Raw genomic sequence first — 5,489 nt, forward strand, 5'->3', positions numbered from 1 at the left:
CGAGCGCCCCCTGGGACGCCGGCCACCGCGGCGTGGACCTGCGGCTGCGCGGGGACGTCGTCCTCGCCCCCGGCGGACGGGACCGTCCGGCACGTCGGCATGGTCGCCGGCAGGCCGGTGCTGTCGATCGACCACGGCCAGGACGTGGTGAGCTCGATGGAGCCGGTGCGGGCCGTCGTCGGGAAGGGTGAGCGGGTGCGGGAGGGCCAGCCGGTCGGACGGCTGGACCGGCAGACGGCGCACTGCGCCGAGCCGTGCGTCCATCTCGGCGTGCGGGTGCTGGACGGCTGGCCGGTGGGCGGCACGCTGCGGGACCGGTACCTGGACCCGGCACTGCTGCTGGGGATGTCCGGGCCGTCCGTGCTGTGGCCGCTGGGCGAGGACCAGAAGCACCCCGAGGGCCGGGAAGAGGACGACGGCTGACCCCGAGGGCCGACCGTCGGCGCCGGGGAGGCACCGGGTCAGCGACGCGCCGCGGCCACCGCCTCGACGGCGTCGAGCAGGCGTGCCGCCGAGTCGTCCCAGCGGTAGCGGGCCGCACGCTCCACCGCCGCGCGGGAGGCCTGCCGCCAGGCGCCCGAAACCTGCAGCGCGCGGACCTGCGCGGCGAAGGCGGCGGACCGGTCGCCGTCGAGGGGCACGGGCAGGAAGGCCGGCTCCGCTCCCCCGGCGACCTCGCGGAAGATCGGCATGTCCGTGCCGATCACCGGGGTGCCGTGGGACATCGCCTCCGCCACGGGCAGACCGTAGCCCTCGGCACGGGAGAGCGTGACGAGCGCGGTGGCCTCACGGAGCAGGGCCACGTACTCCTCGTCCGAGACGCCGTCGTGGAAGACCACCTCGCCGAGCGTCCCGCCGGGTGTGTCTCCGGACGTCTCGCCGCATGTCCCACCGGCCGCGTCGCACCCCGAGGTGTCCGGCGACACCGCGACACGGCGCTCGGCCAGGAGGGACTCGAGCTCGGCACGCCGGTCCGCGGAGATCCGGGAGAGCAGGTGCAGCGTGTACCCCGGCAGCAGCGGCATGGCCGCCACCAGGGAGTCCACGTCCTTGTAGTCCATGAACGAGCCCATGTAGACGAGCGAGCGCGCCGGCGGCACCTCCGGGTCCCGGGGCGCGGCCACGGGCTGAGGTGCGTTCGGCACCACGTCCACGGGGCGGCGGGTGAGCCGATACTCCGCGATCAGCGCGGCGGTGGTCTCGGAGACCGTGGCCACGCGGTCGGCACGGTTGAGCAGCAGCCGCTGCGGACCGTAGCCGAGGTGGTAGAGCCGCCAGAGCCAGCGGACGGGTTCGGGCAGGTTCCGCGGCGGAGTGCGGTGCGCGTAGTAGATGAGGTCGTGGAGGGTGAGGATCAGCCCGTAGCGGCGGCCTGCGGATCCCATGGTCTGCATCGGGGAGAACACCACGTCCGGCCCGATCCGGTTCACCTGCGCGGCGAGCGCGGGCTCCAGCGGCGTGGTCGGCCCGGTGGCGCGATGCCAGGGCACCCCATCTGGCAGCAGGGGCAGCTGCGCTTCGTCGCTGATGAGCATGTGCATCTGCACCCGGCCGGCCCAGGGGCCGTCCACCGTAAGCCGGTGGACCGCGCCGATCAGGCTGGCCCCGTAGCGGGAGATGCCGTCGTGGAAGTCGGTGCGCGTGTAGCGCGCGTCCATCAGCAGGCGCAGGGGGCGGTCCGTCACGGGCTCCACGCTACCGCCGCGATGCGGGAGGAGGCGTGCCGCCACGGCACAAGCACGGGACGGGGCCGGAGGCGGGCTCAACCCCGCACGCTCCCCCGTCCCGCGCGGGGCCGATCCCGGACAGAGACACGCATCACTCCACGTATTGCAGTTGAGTAACATTGGTGTATATTCGGTAACGATACGGACACTGTCCGGATCCCGGACCTTCCCCGTCCGCTGTTTCTGCGGCTCCCGGCCTCATCACACCGATTCACTCTCGCACCGGTTCATCCCTGGGCTGCTCCCTGTCGGGACGCCCTGGCGGCTTCATGCCACCCGCCGGTCCCGACTGGAAGATTCGTCATGTCTGAGACCTCGAAGTCATCCCGCACTGCACGCCACGGCCGTCGCTCCCTCGTCGCCTCCCTCGCCCTGTCCCTGGGCGCGGGCACCGTCGTCGCGCCGGCGCCGTCTCCGCCCCGTCCGAGGCCGTCGCGGCCCCCGTCACCTACACCGTCAAGGCCGGCGACAGCTGGTGGTCCATCTCCCGTCAGTACGGCATGTCGATGTACGACCTGGCCGCCCTGAACGGCAAGACCATCAACTCGACCATCTACGTCGGCGACGTCCTGAAGGTCGGGGAGGATGGCGGCTCCACCCCGGCGCCCGCCCCGTCCAGCTCCACCTACACCGTGGTGGCCGGCGACAGCTGGTGGCGCATCGCCAACAACCACGGCATGTCCATGTACGACCTGGCCGCGCTGAACGGTGCGACCATCAACACCCCGCTGTACGTGGGCGACGTGGTGAAGGTCTCGGGCACCTCCTCCGCCCCGGCCCCGGCCCCGGCGCCGACCCCGGCCCCGGCCTCGAAGACCGCCGCGGTCAACCACATGATCGCCAAGGTCAACGACCCGAACACCTACTACCTGTGGGGCGGCACCGGCCCGTACGGCTACGACTGCTCGGGCCTGGTCCGCGAGGCCATGGCCAAGTCCGGCCACTCCCTGCCGCGCGTCTCCCACGACCAGTACCTGGCCGCCGACACCTACGTGCCGAAGTCCCAGGCCCAGCCCGGCGACCTGTTCTTCTGGCGCAACTCCTCCACCGGCCGCATCTACCACGTGGCGATGTACATCGGCGACGGCAAGATGGCCCACGCCCTGAACCCGTACCGCGGCCTGCTGGTCACCTCGGTGGACTACATGCCCACCAACATGCTCTCGGTGGCCGGCCGCTACTGAGCCGCCACCCGGGCCGTCCTCTCGTCGAGGAGGACCGCACCGGACGGGCACCCCCGACGACGGGCCGTCGCCTTCCCCGCGGAAGGCGACGGTCCGTCGTCGTGTCCGGGGAAGGGCGAGACTCAGCGCGAGGCGAGCGGCGGCAGGGACCCGATCCAGTCCAGGACCTCCGGATGGCGGAAGCCGGAGACGTCCGCGTGCCCGTTCGTGCCGACCCGGTAGACGATGCACTCCGGGGTGGCGGCCCGGCCCATGAAGACCTCGCCGTGCCGTTGCGCGGGGACGGCGGCGTCCCCGGTGGAGTAGGAGAGGAACATCGGCAGCCCGGCCCAGCGGGCGGGGTCGTCCCGGGCCGGGTCGAAGCCAGCCTGGAGCCGCAGCAGCTCCGCGTCGTCCAGGGCGCCATAGGCCTCGCGGATGGCGGGCAGGGAGTTCGAGGCCAGGGAGTCCACCGTCCCGTTGACCACCACCACGCCGGCCAGGTCCGGGACGAGTCCACGGCCGGAGGCGTTGTAGGCCGCCATCCCGCCCATGGAGTAGCCGTGCAGCACCGTGGCGGCGGGGGTGAACTCGCTCCGCAGCCATCCGAGCACAGCCAGGCCGAGGGCCAGCGCGTCCGGGTTGCCGAAGGCGTTCCCCGTGGACGGGGCGCCCAGCACCCAGCCACGGTCCAGGGCGGCGTCCCGGAACGCGCACATCTCCCGGTTGTCCATGTTGGTGCGGGAGGCCCCGGAGCCGTGGAAGTGCAGCACCGCCAGGTCCGCCTCCGCCACCGGCGCACCGTCCCGGTTCAGCGGGGCATGGGCGTAGAACCGGGCCTCCCCCACGCGGCCGTCGAAGCGCAGGAACGCGGTGCCTGCGGCGGTGCGGTGCTCGGTCGAGTCGAGGATCCGGACGGTGTCGTCCTGCTCGGCGCAGGTGTGCTCGGTGCCGTCCGTGGGGACGTCGGGCCGGTCCGCCATGGTGGGCTCCTTCGTGGGACGGGTGGTCCGTGCTGCGTCTGTGGCCTCCGGCCCGGCGGGGGCCGGAGGCCACAGGTGGGTAGGGCGTGCGGGACTTGAACCCGCGACCGAAGGATTATGAGTCCTCTGCTCTGACCGACTGAGCTAACGCCCCGTGCGCGGTGCGCGTCGGCCAAGTCTAGCGATCCGTCCGGCTCAGAGGCGCGCGCGGACCTCGGCGGGGGTGGCTCCGCGGTAGAGGGCCTCGAAGAGGTCCACGGTCTTCTGGGCGGAGTGGCGCAGCGCCTTGGCGTGGGAGGCCTCCCCCATGCGGGTGCGCTCGGCCTCCGGGGCGCCCAGCACCAAGGCCAGCTTGGCGGCGAGGTCCTCGTGGTCACCGGGGACGAAGAGGTACCCGTTGACACCGTCGTCCACGAGGTGCGGCAGCGCCAGGGCGTCGGCCAGCACCACGGGCTTGGACGCGCTCATCGCCTCCAGGGAGACCAGGGACTGCAGCTCCGCGGTGCCCGGCTGGCAGAACACGTCCGCCCGCAGGTACGCGGTATGCAGCTCCTCATCCGTGACGTGCCCGCGCAGGGCCACCAGGTCCTGCACGCCGAGCTCCTCCCCGAGGTCCCGCAGCATGTCCCGCTGCTCGCCGTCCCCGATCACCTCGGCGTGGACCTGCAGGTCCGGGCGGGTGTCCCGCAGGTGCGCGATCGCCCGCAGCAGCACGTCGATGTTCTTCTCCACGGCCAGGCGGCCCACGAACAGCGCGGTGGGGTGCGGGTGCGGGGTGATGACCTCGCCCTCGGCCTGCTCGTACTTCGCGGCGTCGATGCCGTTGGACACGGGCAGCACGTTCTGCAGCCCGGCCCGCTCGGCCATGGCGCGGGCGGCCAGGGCGGTGGGGGTGGTGACCACGGCGCCCTTGCCCATGAGCCGGCCCATCTGCCACCAGGAGTAGCGGGAGTAGCGGTCCAGGAACCACTGCGGGAACGGCAGGAACGGCTCCAGGTTCTCCGGCATGAAGTGGTTGGTGGAGATGGTGCGGATGCGGCGGCGTTCGGCCACCGCGATCGCGGCGGCGCCGATCATGTAGTGGCAGTGCACATGGACCACGTCCGGCTGCACCTCGGCCATGATGCGGCGCATCGCGCGGCGGGCCAGGGGCGGGAACACGAGCCGGTAGTACTCGTGCGTCGGCGGTCGCCAGGAGCGGATGCGGTGCACGGTGGCCTCGGGGCGGTGCTCCACGAAGTCCGGGCCGTCGTCGCTGCGGGCGGCGACCACGTGCACGTCGTGCCCGCGCTCGTGCAACGCGGTGGCGAGCCGGAAGCAGAAGGTGGCGGCTCCGTTGACGTCGGGCGGATAGGTGTCCGCGGCGATCATCACGGTGAGGGGGCGGGCGTCATGCCCGCGCGGGGCGTCGGTCACGTGGACGGTGCTCCTGGCGATGGTGGCTGGTCTCGGCGGCCTCTCCCCTCCGGACGGCGCACCCGTTTGCGCCGGCACATCGGAGGCTCAGACAGGCTCAGCCTAGCAACGGCGGAGTCCGCTGCCGTGGTGGTATGCGTCACCCGGCGGGGCGCCGTGCGCCGGCGGGGGCGCCGTGGGCCCAGGCCTCGGGGGCGGCC

5 protein-coding genes and 1 tRNA gene are annotated in these 5,489 nt (G+C 72.8%); 2 read left to right on the forward strand and 4 right to left on the reverse strand.

Annotated elements, in window-relative coordinates:
• Positions 1-423, forward strand: a 423-nt coding sequence (locus AC2W7A_RS08910; protein ID WP_485991051.1) for a peptidoglycan DD-metalloendopeptidase family protein, incomplete at its 5' end; no start/stop codon positions are given.
• A gap of 38 nt (positions 424-461) precedes the next feature.
• Here AC2W7A_RS08910 and AC2W7A_RS08915 read toward each other — a convergent pair.
• A complete protein-coding gene (locus AC2W7A_RS08915) occupies positions 462-1,670 on the reverse strand; it encodes a glycosyltransferase (RefSeq protein WP_485991054.1) in 1,209 nt (402 codons plus the stop codon).
• A 557-nt stretch (positions 1,671-2,227) separates the two neighbouring features.
• Between AC2W7A_RS08915 and AC2W7A_RS08920 the strand changes: the two genes are divergently transcribed.
• Positions 2,228-2,911, forward strand: a complete 684-nt coding sequence (locus AC2W7A_RS08920; protein WP_485991052.1) for a C40 family peptidase — start codon at positions 2,228-2,230, stop codon at positions 2,909-2,911.
• A 122-nt stretch (positions 2,912-3,033) separates the two neighbouring features.
• Here the strand turns inward: AC2W7A_RS08920 and AC2W7A_RS08925 are convergent, their stop codons facing one another.
• From AC2W7A_RS08925 to AC2W7A_RS08935, 3 genes are all read right to left on the reverse strand, one after another.
• Positions 3,034-3,873, reverse strand: coding sequence for an alpha/beta hydrolase family protein (locus AC2W7A_RS08925; protein WP_485991053.1), 840 nt, complete (start codon positions 3,871-3,873; stop codon positions 3,034-3,036).
• An 80-nt stretch (positions 3,874-3,953) separates the two neighbouring features.
• Positions 3,954-4,027, reverse strand: a tRNA-Ile gene (locus AC2W7A_RS08930).
• Positions 4,028-4,068: 41 nt separating this feature from the next.
• Positions 4,069-5,244, reverse strand: a complete 1,176-nt coding sequence (locus AC2W7A_RS08935; RefSeq protein WP_485991055.1) for a glycosyltransferase — start codon at positions 5,242-5,244, stop codon at positions 4,069-4,071.
• Positions 5,245-5,489: the final 245 nt, after the last annotated feature.

It is taken from the genome of Micrococcus sp. LASM2_SD2, assembly GCF_057364565.1.